At 49.5% G+C, this 15,119-nt stretch carries 12 protein-coding genes; 7 read left to right on the forward strand and 5 right to left on the reverse strand.

The annotated features are described in order from the left end of the window. From BACHE_RS15800 to BACHE_RS15820, 5 genes are all read left to right on the forward strand, one after another. The gene (locus BACHE_RS15800; protein WP_013548713.1) at positions 1-3,138 is read left to right on the forward strand and encodes an efflux RND transporter permease subunit; all 3,138 of its coding nucleotides are present in this window, start codon (positions 1-3) and stop codon (positions 3,136-3,138) included. Positions 3,139-3,152: 14 nt separating this feature from the next. Further along, a complete protein-coding gene (locus BACHE_RS15805) occupies positions 3,153-3,830 on the forward strand; it encodes a response regulator transcription factor (protein WP_013548714.1) in 678 nt (225 codons plus the stop codon). Continuing rightward, a complete protein-coding gene (locus BACHE_RS15810; RefSeq protein WP_013548715.1) occupies positions 3,827-4,897 on the forward strand; it encodes a sensor histidine kinase in 1,071 nt (356 codons plus the stop codon). The genes BACHE_RS15805 and BACHE_RS15810 overlap by 4 nt, the downstream gene beginning before the upstream one ends. Positions 4,898-4,958: 61 nt before the next feature. Continuing rightward, complete coding sequence (locus tag BACHE_RS15815; RefSeq protein WP_041579495.1) at positions 4,959-7,355, forward strand: TonB-dependent receptor; 2,397 nt, start codon at positions 4,959-4,961, stop codon at positions 7,353-7,355. A 12-nt stretch (positions 7,356-7,367) separates the two neighbouring features. After that, complete coding sequence (locus BACHE_RS15820) at positions 7,368-8,627, forward strand: phosphatase PAP2 family protein (RefSeq protein ID WP_013548717.1); 1,260 nt, start codon at positions 7,368-7,370, stop codon at positions 8,625-8,627. 130 nt (positions 8,628-8,757) lie between these two features. Here the strand turns inward: BACHE_RS15820 and BACHE_RS15825 are convergent, their stop codons facing one another. Next, the gene (locus tag BACHE_RS15825; RefSeq protein ID WP_013548718.1) at positions 8,758-9,588 is read right to left on the reverse strand and encodes an SDR family oxidoreductase; all 831 of its coding nucleotides are present in this window, start codon (positions 9,586-9,588) and stop codon (positions 8,758-8,760) included. 411 nt (positions 9,589-9,999) lie between these two features. Next, the gene (locus BACHE_RS15830; protein ID WP_013548719.1) at positions 10,000-10,260 is read right to left on the reverse strand and encodes an NADPH-dependent FMN reductase family protein; all 261 of its coding nucleotides are present in this window, start codon (positions 10,258-10,260) and stop codon (positions 10,000-10,002) included. A 106-nt stretch (positions 10,261-10,366) separates the two neighbouring features. Here BACHE_RS15830 and BACHE_RS15835 point away from each other — a divergent pair, with 106 nt between their 5' ends. Further along, on the forward strand, positions 10,367-11,275 hold the full coding sequence (locus BACHE_RS15835; RefSeq protein WP_245530904.1) for a helix-turn-helix domain-containing protein: 909 nt from the start codon (positions 10,367-10,369) through the stop codon (positions 11,273-11,275). Positions 11,276-11,795: 520 nt separating this feature from the next. Beyond that, a complete protein-coding gene (locus BACHE_RS15845; protein WP_013548721.1) occupies positions 11,796-12,995 on the forward strand; it encodes a GTP-binding protein in 1,200 nt (399 codons plus the stop codon). A gap of 42 nt (positions 12,996-13,037) precedes the next feature. Here the strand turns inward: BACHE_RS15845 and nadD are convergent, their stop codons facing one another. From nadD to BACHE_RS15860, 3 genes are read right to left on the reverse strand one after another with little or no spacing between them, the layout of a single operon-like run. After that, the gene (gene nadD, locus BACHE_RS15850) at positions 13,038-13,592 is read right to left on the reverse strand and encodes a nicotinate (nicotinamide) nucleotide adenylyltransferase (protein ID WP_013548722.1); all 555 of its coding nucleotides are present in this window, start codon (positions 13,590-13,592) and stop codon (positions 13,038-13,040) included. A 16-nt stretch (positions 13,593-13,608) separates the two neighbouring features. After that, a complete protein-coding gene (gene gmk, locus BACHE_RS15855; protein WP_013548723.1) occupies positions 13,609-14,172 on the reverse strand; it encodes a guanylate kinase in 564 nt (187 codons plus the stop codon). Between the two features lie 23 nt (positions 14,173-14,195). Next, positions 14,196-15,074: a YicC/YloC family endoribonuclease gene (locus BACHE_RS15860; RefSeq protein ID WP_013548724.1), complete on the reverse strand. Its 879-nt coding sequence runs from the start codon at positions 15,072-15,074 to the stop codon at positions 14,196-14,198. Positions 15,075-15,119: the final 45 nt, after the last annotated feature.

A 15,119-nucleotide genomic window follows, 5' to 3' on the forward strand; every position in this document is an offset into this window, starting at 1 on the left:
ATGAATCCTATTCAAAAGCAATATTTTCATCAAGTTTATAGCAAACCTATCCTTTTCATCGGACTGTTATTATTGTTAGCTGGCATCTTCTGCTACACTCGCATGCAGACCAACCTCTTTCCCGAAGTGCTTTTTCCACGCATCACCGTGATAGCCGATGCCGGACAGCAGCCGGTGGACCGCATGATGATTACCGTGACCAAGCCTCTGGAAAGTGCCGTAAAGAAGGTGCAAGGTGTCACTATCGTAAAGAGCAGCACCAGCCGCGGCAGTTGCGTAGTGGAGGTTTACTTCAAGTGGGGACTGGATATCTACGCCCTGAAGACACAACTCGAAAGCCGTATCAACGAGATAAAAGGCTTCCTGCCGCCGGGTACTGTCATTTCCACCGAAGCCATGAACCAATCACTCTTTCCCGTCTATGGATATACACTGGAAAGCAAGACACACAGCCGCATCGCCCTGCGCGATGTGGGCAATCTGGTGGCGCGCCCCGTTTTCTCACAAGTCAATGGCATCAGCAACGTGGTAGTGCGTGGCGGCAAAGCCAAAGAGTTTGTCATCATCCCCGATGCTGCTAAAATGTCCGCCCTGCGAATGACGACGGCACAGATAAAGAGTACCTTCGAGCAGACCAACTTCGTGATGGGCAATGGCAATGTGGCCGACTACAACCGCCTCTATCTGACACTGACCGATACCCGTATCAACGACTTGCAGCAACTGGAGAACACCATTGTGCACAATGACGGGCTACGAACTGTGCATCTGAAGGACATAGCCCGCGTAGAGATACAAGAGCAGCAAGAATTCCTGAAAATAAACGCCGACGGTAACGACGCTGTGCTGATAGACCTTGTGAAACAGCCTGGTGTCAATCTGATAGACTTTGCCCAAGATGTGGAGACCAAGGCCGCCGAAGTACGCGCACAACTTCCCCCCGGATATGAACTGAAGCCTTATTACAATCAGAGTGCCTTTGTGGACGACAGCATACACAGCGTGATGAAAACCATCTACGAGGGACTGCTGCTGGCCATTGCGGTAATGGTACTTTTTCTGCGATCGTGGCGGGCCAGTGTGGCAGTACTGATTACTATCCCCGTCACAGTGGCATTCAGCATCCTGCTGGCCTATCTGGCCGGTATTTCCATCAATGTAATGTCACTTGGAGCCATCGCCGCCTCGGTGGGGCTGATTATAGACGATGCCATCGTCATCATTGAGCAGATATACCGCGAGCACGAGGAACGCCCCGGCACAGATCGCTTTACAGTAGTGCACCATGCCATCACCAACCTGTTTCCAGCCATGGTGGCTTCCTCAATGGCCACCATCGTCATCCACTTTCCTTTCAGGCTGATGAGCGGACTGGCGGGGAGCTTTTTCAAGGAACTGTCGGACACAATGCAACTGACAATGGTAGCATCATTTCTTGTGACCTGGTTACTTTTGCCCGTGCTGCATCTGATGATAGGCTACAAGAAGCAATGGAAACCAAAGACTTTGGATGACGAGCAACTGGAAGAACAGTCTATCCGCAAAGTGCATTTCCTCACCCGTCTCTACCGTCATCCGCCGGTAGCTGCGACATTTGTACTACTGCTTGGCAGTAGTGGTTGGTGGGCATCCACGCACCTCAATTCGGGATTCTTGCCCGATCTCGACGAAGGCACTATCGTACTGGACTATCACTCACCAGTTGGAACTGACATCGAGGAAACTGACCGCCTCTGCCGACAGATGGAAAAGTTAATCCTTGCCCATCCCGATGTAGCCACCTACTCGCGCCGCACGGCTCTGGGCATGTCCTTCAAGACGCGCCCCAGCAACTTCGGCGACTACCTCATCCAATTGAAGAAGAAGCGCAGCAAAAGTACCCCAGAAGTCATTAGCGAACTGCGCCGTTCATTATCTCATTCCGTACCCGCCATGACGATAGACTTCGGCCAACGCATTACCGACCTCCTTGGTGACCTGATGAGTACGCCGAAGCCCATCGAAGTAAAGATATTCGGCACAGACCAACAAGTGCTGGAGCAAGTGGCCGCCCACGCTGAAAAAGTGATGCAGACCGTACCCGGCATTGTGGATATAGACAATGGACTGATACCAAACGGCCCTTCCCTTGTCTTCCTACCCGATGAAGACCGTCTCTCACAATTCGGCATCTCGCTGATCGACTTTCAGGAACAGCTTTCGGCCTACACCGGAGGCATTCCTCTGTGCCAATCCGCCAGCATGATAGAACCCAATCCCGCACAGGCAGCCATGACGGGCGGCCTGCAAATAGGCTCCATGCAAGATGGCGAACAAATGCGCCGTATCTTGCTGCGCTTCACCGACTTTGCCGACAATTCACCGGAGAAGCTTCGGCAACAACTCATCTTCCTGCCCGATGGAAGCACTCGCCCACTCGGCTTCTTCTGCCAGGTGAAGGTGATTCCCGGCGAGGTGGAGCAACGACGCGAAGATCTGAAAAGCAATGTAGTGCTGACCGCCCGCCTGGAGAACCGCGACCTGGGAAGCACCGTACAAGAGCTGAAGCAAGTTTTCACCCGGCAACTCCCCCTACCCGAAGGGTGCAGCATCTCTTATGGCGGCGCCTACTCCGAACAGCAACAGTCATTTTTGGAATTGATGCAAATTCTCGGACTCGCTACGCTGCTGGTGTTTGCCGTGCTGATGTGCTTATTCAAGGAATGGGCCGTCTCGTTAGCCGTACTATTCATCTCCGTGCTGGGCATCTGCGGCAGCCTGCTGGCTCTGTGGATTATGGGTGTACCTCTGAATGTGAGCAGCTACACCGGTATCATCATGATAGTGGGCATTATTGCCGAAAATTCTATCTTCACTGTACACCAGTACCGCATGAACCGTAGAAACGGAGGCGATGTGTCCTCCTCGGTGGATTATGCCATCGCCTTGCGCATCCGCCCCAAGCTGATGACCGCCATTGGGGCTGTACTGGCACTGATGCCTCTTGCCCTGGGCTTCGGTATGGGTGCACAGATGCAGCAACCTTTGGCCGTGGCAGTAATAGGCGGATTTGTGGTAGCCCTGCCCCTGCTGCTGATAGTGCTGCCCAGCCTGATGATGTTTATATATAAAAGAACGGGAGAATCTTACAAAAAATGAATAACTTTGCAACCATGAAACTACTTATCATCGAAGACGAAAAGGAACTTTCAGACAGTATCGTGTCCTACCTCAGCACCGAAAGTTACCTCTGCGAGCAGGCTTTCACCTACGACAGCGCCCGGCTGAAAGTGACCGACTATGAATACGACTGCATCCTGCTGGATTTGATGCTGCCCGGCGGAAGCGGTCTTGACATACTGCGCGACATCCGCAATCAGAAGAATCCCGTAGGTGTCATCATTATCTCCGCCAAAGACTCGCTGGACGACAAGGTAAGCGGCCTGAAGATAGGTGCTGACGACTATCTGGCCAAACCCTTCCACCTACCCGAACTAAGCATGCGTATCTATGCCATCATCCGACGCAAGGAACTGTCCGTCAGCAACACGCTACAAAGCAACGGCATCGATATCAACCTGCTGAACAAGACCGTCAGCGTAGGCCGGCAGGAGGTAATACTAACCCGTATGGAATATGAGCTATTGCTATTCCTCATAGGCAACAAAAACCGTGTGGTGTCCAAAGGATCCATGGCCGAGCATCTCAGCGGCGATATGGCCGACATGATGGACAGTCATGACTTCGTCTATACCCACATCAAGAACCTCAAAGCCAAACTCTCCGAAGCCGGCTGCACAGACTGCATCAAGAACGTCTATGGCACAGGATATAAATGGAGCGAAACATGAAAACCACCAGCCTCCTCCGCAAGACACTCACGCAGTTCATCATCTGCACCGTCATCATCCTGCTGCTCACCACGCCGCTATTCTATCTACTCACTAAACACTTCTATGCCGAAGACATGATAGACCTCATCGAAGTGATACAGAACGGACACCCCATGCCCCAAATTGATCTGGAGCGCGACATCATGAAAGGCCTGATGTTACAATTCGCCCTGATAAGCTGCGTGCTGGGCATAGCCATCGTACTGATGATGCGCTTCATTTCCCGCCGCCTGTGGATTCCCTTCGACGAAACGCTGAAGGTCATGGAGCACTTCCATCTGGAAGACGGAACTTTGCCCACCCTACCGGGTAGCGATATTAAAGAATTCGACCGGCTGAACCGTGCGCTGAACCGACTGATGGACAACAGCCTGAAGAGCTACTGCATGCAGAAAGAGTTCACTGAAAATGCCTCGCACGAACTCCAAACCCCTCTGGCCGTATTCCAAAGCAAACTCGACCTGTTGCTGCAACAGCCCAACCTGACAGAAGAACAGGCCGACTGTATCCAAAACCTCTACCAGACCTCCGCCCGCCTTACCCGCCTCAACCGTAATCTACTGTTGCTGGCCAAAATAGAGAACAGCCAATACAAGCAGCAGGATAATATCAACGTCACCGAACTGCTGAACCACCTCCTGCCCACGCTGCAAGATCTGGCTCAAGACATCAGTATCCGTCATTCCTTCGCCGAGCCACCGCTGATTGTACAAGGCAATACAACCTTGTTCGAGAGTCTGGCCTACAATCTCTTTGTCAACGCCGTGCGCCACAACAAGCCCTCCGGCGGAAGCATCAACATCTACCTGATAGGTGACGAACTTACCGTATCCAACACCTCAAGCGAGACCGCACTGGACTCTCATCTCATCTTCAACCGCTTCTACCGCCCCTCAGAGAAGATAAAGGGTAACGGGCTGGGACTCTCCATTGTCAAAGCCATCTGCGACTACCACGGATGGAAAATCAGATACGACTACGAAGACGGACAACATCTGTTTACGGTAAAAATGAGGGAACAATAAGAATAATCTTCAATATTTCCACAAAATCGCCTCTTACTTTTGCCGGAAATACAAAGAAACAATGAAAAAGATGATTTTATCGCTGACACTCTGCCTCTGTACCATTCTGGTACAAGCAGTGGCCGGCGTTCTTCCCGACAATGTGAAAGGTACTATTCTGGAGAAGACGACAAACACGCCTGTGGAGTTTGCCAACGTCGGCATCTACCAAGCGACTACGGACAAGTTTATCACCGGAACCGTCAGCAACGCCAAAGGCTGTTTCTCCATCCAAGGCCTGTCTCAAGGAAACTACTACATTCAGTTCAGCTATATCGGCTATGAGAAACAAAAGACCGCACCCTTTACGATAAAGAATAACCGGAATATCATCAACCTCGGCAAACTCTACCTCATCCCCTCTGCACAGCAATTGGACGAGGTAGTGGTGAAAGGCAAGAAGTCCACCTATGTGCAGAGCATCGACAAGAAAGTGTTCAACGTGGGACAAGACCTGATGAGTGCTTCCGGATCGGCCAGCGACCTAATGCAGAACATCCCCTCGGTGCAGGTGGATGTGGAAGGCAACATCAGTTTGCGTGGCAATGAGAATGTGGAAATCCTGATAAACGGCAAACCTTCCACCCTTATGAATGCCCGCACCCGTGCCGACGTGCTTCAACAACTTCCAGCCAACGACATCGAACGGGTGGAAATCATCACCAACCCCTCGGCACAATACAAGCCCGACGGCGTAAGTGGCATCATCAACATTGTGATGAAAAAGCAACGCACAGCAGGCTTCAACGGAAACGCCACCGCCAACATCGGATCGCAGGGACGAGCCAATGCCGGCACTTCCCTCAACTACAACACCGGACGCGTCAACCTCTTTGCCACCTACGGCATACGCTATGACCATCGCGACCGCACCACCACCGATAACCGCACCCAAAACGATGGCAGCCTGTCCTACATCTCTCAACCCACCAATAGTCGAGCACGTCCCCTGTCACACATCGTCCGTGCCGGAATGGACTGGAACATCAACAACAGCAACACCCTGCAACTCAGCGGAGGCTACAACCGTCGTACCTTTTTGAGAACAGAAGACATCACCGCCACCACCCAAGACGAAACGCATAACGTCCTTGCACAGTCCATCCGCTACCGCCACGATAATGAGAAAACCAAGCAAGCCGAAGCAGGCGCTGTCTATACCCACACCTTTGGTGAAGGTCATCTGTTGACCATAGACTACAACTATTCCTTGATGGAAGGGCTGGAAGACAACAAGTATAAGACTTTCTCTTTGTCCGGTCCTGAAACACGTGACAACACCCAGATATGGCAAGCCTACTATCAGCACCTCATCCGTGCCACCTATAGCCGGACACTGAGCAGCCATCTGAAACTGAATCTCGGCTATGAGGCCGACTTGTTGAAGACTGACCTGAACTTCTATGTGCAAAACTCTGAGGGCAATGCCTTCGTGCCCGATCTGCAAAAGACAAGTGACTTCACCAATCGTCAGAACAACCAAGCCATATATGCCACGCTCGAATATAAGCAAGACAAACTGGGTATGCTGCTCGGTATCCGGCCGGAGTACATGATGATAAAGTCACAGCTTTTCACTCTGGACAGCGTCGTGACGAACAACTATTTCATGGTATATCCCACCCTACACACCTCCTACAAACTTGACGAACGCAACGAACTGCAACTGAATTACAGCCTGCGCGTCAACCGTCCTGACGGCGAAGACATGAATCCGTTTCCCGAATACCAGAATCCACTCAGTCTGAAGGCTGGCAATCCATACCTCAAACCGGAGAAGATACACTCCATCGAAGCCGGCTATCAATGGCAGAATGGCGGAACCACCCTGTTGGGAACACTCTATTACCACTATGTCACCAACAAGCTTACCACTGTCACCAAGTATCTCAACAACTCCATCCTACTCACCACCAAAGAGAACCTCAATTCAAGCTCCTCTGCCGGACTTGAGCTGATAATGAACACGCACATAGGCAAATGGGCTACTATCAACCTAAGCGGCAACGGCTTCTACAACCAAATAAACGCCGAGAAGTTAGGATATGGAAAGAATAAGAATGACTTGGCCTGGAGCGCATCGCTGAACGCCAACTTCAACCTGCTTGAAGGCTGGATGCTGCAACTCAACTCGCGCTACATATCTTCCTCACTATTGCCACAAGGCAAGCGCGAAGGCACTTTCATCACCAATGTGGGCATGAAGTACGAGATACCCCGGACCCGCCTCTCACTGATGGCCACCATTTCCGATGTGTTCAACACCTTTAAGAAAGTCTATACCATCGACACCCCCCAACTGAAGCAACGTGTAGAGCAGCGTCGTGACCCGCGCATCTTCTATATCGGGGCGGTATGGAGCTTTGGAAGCACTCCCAAAAAGGCTAAGCAGAATCTCAATTATGATGAATCGTTATAAAATACAGATACAATGACAAACCTCAATCTCAACAGCAAACGCATGGAAACGATTATTCCGATACTCCTGCTCTGCCTCTGCACTACCCTGCAAGCCACCACAGCCGACAGCCTCTGTGTCCACACACGCCGGATAGAACGAAACATAGACAGGATGTCCGCCTCCCGCCTCTTCCAAATGACCTATGTGGGCGCACCTCTCATCATCGGCGGAATGATAGTGAAAAACCAAGACAATCATTTCCGCAGCTTGCGCAACGACTACATGCCCACCTTCAGACGCCACATAGACGACTATCTGCAATACGCTCCTGCCGCCACCATGCTGGGGCTGAAGCTATCGGGAGTGGAAAGCCGCAGTTCATGGGGACGAATGATCGCTTCCGACGCTCTGGCCGGACTGCTAATGGCCGCAACCGTAAATACGCTGAAGCACAGCACACAAGTGGAACGTCCCGATGGCTCCAACAAGCATTCCTTCCCCTCCGGACACACCGCCACCGCCTTCATGACCGCTACTATGCTGAACCGTGAATACGGGCACAAAAGTCCGTGGATAGGTGCAGGAGCTTACACCGTGGCCTCGGCCACGGGACTGCTGCGTATGGCCAACAACAAACATTGGCTCAGCGACATACTGACCGGGGCCGGAATCGGCATCCTCTCCACAGAACTGGGTTACTACCTGGCCGACCTGTTATTCAAAGATAAAGGATTGAACACCGCAGCTACCCGCCAAGATGAATTTGACAAAATGCAGCCACCCTCATTTCTGGGATTATACCTTGGTTTTAACCTCCCCCTAAGCCAGTACGACCTGAACGAAAACACCACCTTCAGCACCTCTTCGGGCAGCACGGCAGGTCTGGAAGGCGCTTATTTTCTCAACCCTTACATCGGCTTTGGCGGAAGGTTCACGATTACCAACATGCATATCATCGTAAATGGGAATGAAGCACAAGACAATACGTTCGACGCCCTGTCCTATTCCGCCGGTCCGTACGTATCCTGTCCCATCACTCCACGTTGGCAGGTAGGCAGCAAGTTGCTGGCAGGCTTCATTCACTACCCCAAACTAAAACTGAATGAAATGACCGTAAAAGACAGTAGCGGGATGAGCTTTGGAAGCGGAGTCTTCATCAACTACAAAGCCAAAGAGCACTTCGGCTTCCGTGTCTTCTTAGATTATAACCTGTTGCCACCCCACAGCACGGGCAGTAAGGAATGGATGAACACGCTGACACTCGGCTCGTCATTTGTCATTGCCTTATAGAGAGTTTCCTGTTTTACAAAGTGCCTCCTCTCCTGAATTTCATAGCTTCAACCTTTTCAGCCATGACAATACAGAAGTCTTTGCCTGTTCAAATTTCTTCATGATTCAGTGATTTTTAAAATGGTTACACTTATTTTCCGGGCTTCAGCGGTCCATAGAAATAAGAAGCCGTCGCTCCGCCGTCAATCAGGAAGTCTGCCCCGGTAATGAATGCGCCTTTGCCGCTCATCAGCAACTCTGCTACATTTGCCACCTCATCTGCCGTGCCGGGACGACCTGCAGGACACTTGGCGAACATATTCATGTAGAAATCGCCACGAGGTCCGTTAAATTCGTCTATGGCAAGCGGAGTGACGATGATGCCCGGAGAGATGGAATTGATGCGTGCCCCCCGTTCGCCCCATTTCACGGCTTCCGCCATGACACGCTTTACGTTGCAACGTTTCGCCATCTGATAGGCATGAAGAGTGTCGTGGATATTTTGCGGTTGCAGCACTTCAAGCGACAGCAACTCTTCTGTTGGGGTAGTAGCGAGTTGCTCGTCAACTTCAGGAGAGAGTGCAGGCATACGGTGTCCCGACTGGCTGGAAATCGTGATGCCGACTCCGCCCTCTTTGATGACTTTACCCACTTCTTCAAGCAATACCGCCGTGCCATATAAATCCACCTTCAATATGGTTTCGACAGATGCCTGGCTGGGTGATACCCCTGCCGCATTTACCAGCATCGTTATTTCCCCCTGCCTTTGAGCCTCCGCTATCAATCCCGATATGGAGGAGCGTGAAGATAAATCCATCTCCATGGGTACTACATCAAATCCGGCATTGCTCATTATGCCAGCGATGTCTTCTGCATTCTTTATACTCTTGTCACCGAGTACGATTTTCTTTCCCGTTCCCATACGACGGGCGATGGCCATACCTATCTGGCCTGCTCCGGTCAATATCATTACATCTTTCATTGTTCTTTTATTATTTAAATAGTAATTATCTGAATTGACATTGCAAATGTACTTACATTCTGTGGTAAAGTCTATACCATTATTACTGATAGGTTTAACGATATTACGGATATATAGCCACTACCGGTAATAATAGATATGTAAAGCCGAAAAAATCCCGACTTTGTATCATCATAAAGATTGCAGAGTCGGGTGACATCACTGTCAATCCATGATTGGCAAACACATTGATTACCAATATGAAGTTACATCCAAAATCTATCTGGAACGGCGATGTGAAAAGGAACCCTTAGGAAGCTTGCCGCACATGAGCTCATTCTCCATATTCCAGAGATTACTCCGCCATTTTTGCAATGGCAGTAGCTGCCGATTTTGCCGTGGGAGCAGATGTGCCGTGAATCGCTGTACCCTTCAACACGGTTGCAGTAGGACAGACCTTTCGGATGTCCGCTTCGCTGTGTCCCATGCCACTGCCCTCATGGGTACAAAATGGAATGATGGCATATAATCATCGGGATAGGTATCCACTGTTTCTATCTCAAATAAATCTGCATCCATTTGCGCTTGAATCATTTTGGCTACAGCTTCGGTATTGCCAATCTTTAAATCCTTGATACTTCCGCTGACGTAGTTTTGCCCGCGACGTGAATAGTAAGCGATTAATGTATTCATTCTTATATAGTTTTATCTTTCGGGTGCAAAGATACAGCGTCCGGCCTCCATCTCGGTTTCACTGATAGCGTGCAAGTTTTCATTTATTCATCAAAATGCTTCTTTCTTGGAAAAACAGTGTAACTTTGCCTCCATGAAGCAAACGGAAGAACCTAAGAAGCGGTGCGAAATAGTCTATTCCACAGACGTTTCGGAACTGAGCAGATACTTGCATAAAGGAGTGTGCCTGCATCTGCTGTGCCTGTCGGGAGAAGGAAGCTTCACATTCAACGGCAACATTTTCTCTTTCCGGCAGAATGATGCGATAGTCCTTTCACGTCCCGACTTACTGGAGGATTGGCAGACGGATGAAGACCTGCAAATAGAGTACATCCTTGCCCCACTGGATTTTCTTTACAACCAGCTCCCCGCCAATCATTACGGTGTGGGCGGTTGTATCAGCCTTTGGGACAATCCGGTCATTCATCTGTCGGATGCCGATGCCCGGACGCTTCTTCATGACTTCCGGAGGCTGAGAGACCGCATCGGAGACAGCAACCATTCGTTTTACAATGAGATGGTGGGCAGTCTGGCTTTGACCATGATTTATGATTTGTTTGATTTTCATGCCAAAAGCCACCGGCAGAATGAAGCGACGGAACGGAAGACGGACTTGGTGAGCCAACTTGTCTCCCTGCTTTCGAGTGGAAGGTGCAAGCAAAACCGGGAAGTGGCATATTATGCCGGACTGCTGAACGTAACGCCCAAGTACCTGAGCAATGTGGTACGCCGGCAGACAGGTATCAGCGTATCGGCTCTGATTGACCGGCACGCCGTGCCCATGCTGATAGAGTATCTGAAGAACAGCAAACTGTCCTTATCGCAGATTTCGGACGAGTTTCACTTCACTTCCTTGTCCTACTTCAGCCGCTATGTGCAGAGGCATTTAGGCGTCAGTCCCACCGAGTACAGAAAGACTATCCAGCCGCAAAAGCCCTTATCAAGCAGAAAAAAGGAATCCGCTACTTATTGGTAAAATTTGCAGAAAGAATAATAGCAGAAAACATCCGCCCGATGAAGGATTCTTGTTTCACTCACTGACTGAACGGCATTCACTCAGGGACTGAAAGGCATTCAGTTCCTGAGTGAATGCCGTTCAGTCCCTGACTCATTGTACCCCCTCTCAGAAGGTGTCCTGGAGGGGGTAGTGGGCGATGTGTCCGGAGCAGACTTCAGATGGCAAAAAATATTTACATCCAACATTATTACAGAAAGTATTGCCATAATTACAGATAATGAAATGGAATTGGAACAGGGGGTTGGAAATAGTGGTATATTTGTGTCCGAAAAATGTAATACCCCACCCACTTCAGCAGGCAATTTAAAAAACACGAGAATTGCTCACCCGCCAAATATCGTGCTTACAATTAAGAATAACCTTAGTACGTGGAGAAATACTGAAATATAATCGGTATTTTTGCATATCCGCATTGCAATCTTCCTTTTGAAAGCATTGCAGCATGAAATATGATTTGTACTTAATTTAATATACAGCAATGGAAACAATGGACATTCCCGTACTGCTGCTGACCGGCTATCTGGGCAGCGGCAAAACAACTTTAGTAAACCACATTCTCACCAACCGGCAAGGCATCAGGTTTGCCGTCATCGTCAATGACATCGGTGAGGTGAACATTGACGCAGACCTCATACAGAAGGGCGGCATCGTAGGCAAGAAAGACGACAGCCTCGTAGCCTTGCAGAACGGTTGCATCTGCTGTACTCTGAAGACTGACCTGATAGAACAGATGCTCGACATCATGAAGATGAAACGCTTTGACTACATTGTCATTGAGGCCAGCGGCATCTGTGAGCCCGAACCCATCGCCCAAACCCTCTGCTCCATTCCCCACATGGGCGGCGCTTACACCAAACACGGCATCTGCCGTCTGGACTGCATCACCACCGTGGTAGATGCCCTACGCCTGCAAAGCGAGTTTTCATGTGGTAGTGACCTTACCAGCAAGGTGCTTGACGAAGAAGATATAGAGAGCCTCATCATCCAGCAAATTGAGTTTTGCAACATTATTCTGCTGAACAAAGCCTCCGAAGTGAAGCCCGAAGAACTGCAACGCATCCGGCAAATCATCCGCACTCTACAGCCCGGAGCCGAAATCATAGAATGTGATTATGCCGAAGTGGATCTGGAGAAAATCATCCATACCCACATGTTCAATTTTGAGCGTGCCGCAACCGCCGCCGGATGGATTCGTGAAATAGAACGACAGGCAACCACCGAAGAAGAAAAAGAAGCAAAAGCACACGGACACCACCATCACGAGGAAGAAGAACATGAGCACCACCACCATCACGAAGGCGGCGAAGTGGAAGAATATGGCATCGGCACATTTGTCTATTACCGCCGGCCGGCCTTCGATATACATAAATTCGACCGTTTCGTCTCCACCAAGTGGCCCCGCAACGTCATCCGCGCCAAAGGCGTCTGCTACTTCAGCAACAACCGTGACATGTCCTTCCTCTTTGAACAGGCAGGTGTACAGAAGAAGATAACCGAAGCCGGACAATGGTATGCCACCGCCCCCGAAGAAGACCTCATCCGGCTGATGCAGCAAGAACCCGGCCTGATGCGTGACTGGGACGAAAAGTATGGTGACCGTATGCAGAAGATAGTCTTTATCGGCCAACACCTGGACAAAGAACAACTGATGAAAGATCTGGACGAGTGTCTGGAATAAACAAATAATATATGAAAGAGGTGAAGCTGAAAAAGAATCAGTTCATTTCAGAGCTTCATATACTGCCGGATGCAGGAAGTAGCGCACATCTCTGCCTTCCTTCATAGCACGGCGTATAAAAGTAGAACTGATATCGAACACAGGAGAAGAAGCCAGCTTTACATTCAAAGGCAAGGAAGACGCATCCACCGCATATCCCGGACGAGGATAGACCAGAATCGGATTCTCGGCAAGGATACGCTCCGACTGATACCAGCAAGGAAAGAGTGCCCAATTATCGGCTCCTATAATCAGATGAAAAATGTCGTGCGGATAAGTCTGTTTCAGCTTATCCAAAGTATGGACAGTATAGGACGGACGCGGCAAACGGAACTCAAAATCAGAAGCGCGGAATTTAGGATAACCGGCTATGGAAAGCCGCACCAACTCCAAACGAAGTTGGTCGTCCATCAGTTCAGCCTCTTTCTTCAGAGGATTATGGGGGCTTACCATGAACCACACCTCATCCAGCCCCTCGTACTCACAAAGATAATTGGCGAGAGCCAGATGTCCGATATGCACCGGATTGAACGAGCCGCTGAAAATTCCTATTTCCACTTTGATGAGCTATGAATTATGAATTGAGAAAACGAGTGATTACTCCTAAAGCCTCGCTTTTTGCCGCCTCCAAATCGTCATTCACAATCACCGTGTCGAACTTCGAGACAAAACCAAGTTCATATTCAGCCTTTGCCACACGGTTCTCTATCACTTCAGGAGCATCCGTTCCACGCCCTACCAGACGCTTGCGCAATTCTTCCACCGAGGGAGGCTGAATGAAAACAGACAAGGCACGTTCACCATAGTATTTCTTGATATTGCAGCCACCCACTACATCAACATCAAACACTACATTCTGTCCGGCAGCCAATTGCTTCTCCACCTCTGCCTTCAGTGTACCGTAAAAACGATCCTGATACACTTCTTCATACTCCAGAAACTCATTATTGGCAATGCGGCGGCGAAACTCATCGGGAGTCAGAAAGAAATATTCCACCCCATCCTTTTCAGTTCCTCGAGGCGGACGGCTGGTTGCCGAAATAGAAAAGGAAAGGTTCAGATTCTGCGCCAACAGATAGTTGATAATCGTTGACTTACCCGCCCCGGAGGGGGCAGAGAATATAATCAGTTTACCCATTTTGTATAAAGTTAAGATACGGATTACATTACATTCAGAACTTGCTCCTTGATTTGCTCCAGTTCATCCTTCATTTGGACAACAATCTTCTGCATTTCCGCATGATTGGACTTGCTGCCCAGTGTGTTGATTTCACGTCCCATCTCCTGTGCGATGAATCCCAATTTCTTGCCTTGCCCGCTTCCGCTTTCAAGAGTGCTGATAAAATATTTCAGATGGTTGCCAAGGCGTTGTTTTTCTTCGTTTACATCCAGCTTTTCAATGTAATAGATAAGTTCCTGTTCCAAGCGATTCTTATCATAGTCCACGCTCAAAGTTTTCTCAAGGGCATCGGTGATACGATCTTTGATTTTGCAAACCCGTTCTTTTTCATACGGTTCGACAATCTCCAGCAGATGGGCGATATTGGCAATCTTCTCGCGGAATTTTTTTTCCAAAGCCTCTCCTTCCTGTTTTCGGAAGTCCACCAGATGACGGATGGCCTCCTCAACGGCGGCATGAGCCACCTCCCATTCTTCTTCGCCCAGTTCCTGAACTTCATTCTTAGTCATGACATCCGGCATGCGGAGCAAAGTAGAAAACCAGTCTGCTGGTTCAGGAATCCCGGCGATAGCAGAAATTTCCCTGATCCTTTTATAATAAGTCTCAATCAACTCCTGATTGATGGGCGTAGCAAGCTGCTCGGCATCTTTCTTTTCAATCCAAAGGCTGAAATCCACTTTCCCACGTTCCAACATTTTGGATATTTCATTACGGATCTCCATCTCCTTTTCCCTGTATAGAGGAGCGATGCGGGCGGATAAATCCATCGCCTTACTGTTGAGTGACTTAATTTCAACGTTGATTTTCTTATCGGACAGTTCGACCGTTGCCTTGCCGTAGCCCGTCATAGATTGTATCATAATGTTATAGTTTTGCGCAAAATTACATGATTATTTTAATTAGTG

The sequence above is a fragment of the Bacteroides helcogenes P 36-108 genome (assembly GCF_000186225.1).
Lineage (GTDB): Bacteria > Bacteroidota > Bacteroidia > Bacteroidales > Bacteroidaceae > Bacteroides > Bacteroides helcogenes.